The sequence below is a fragment of the Curtobacterium flaccumfaciens UCD-AKU genome (genome assembly GCF_000349565.1).
Taxonomy (GTDB): Bacteria; Actinomycetota; Actinomycetes; order Actinomycetales; family Microbacteriaceae; genus Curtobacterium; species Curtobacterium poinsettiae.
This window is the reverse complement of record NZ_KB714622.1, coordinates 1,126-1,381: the sequence shown is the minus strand read 5'-3', so window position 1 is coordinate 1,381 and position 256 is coordinate 1,126.

Below are 256 nucleotides of genomic sequence, written 5' to 3'. Positions count from 1 at the left end.
CCACCGTGCATGCCCCGACGGGCATGGCGGACGGCAGGGGTTCGTATGATCGTCGCCAGGGACCACCGAGGGGGAACGATGGCATCACCGTGGACGGGCATCATCGAGGACGCGCGGCACTACCCGTCGCCGCACAACTCGCAACCGATCGTCGTGCGCGTCGAGGACGACCACACCGCGACCGTGTTTTACGACCTGCAACGGGGGCTGCCGGCGGAATCGTTCGGCATCCCGTTCGGGCACGTCTGCGCCGGGG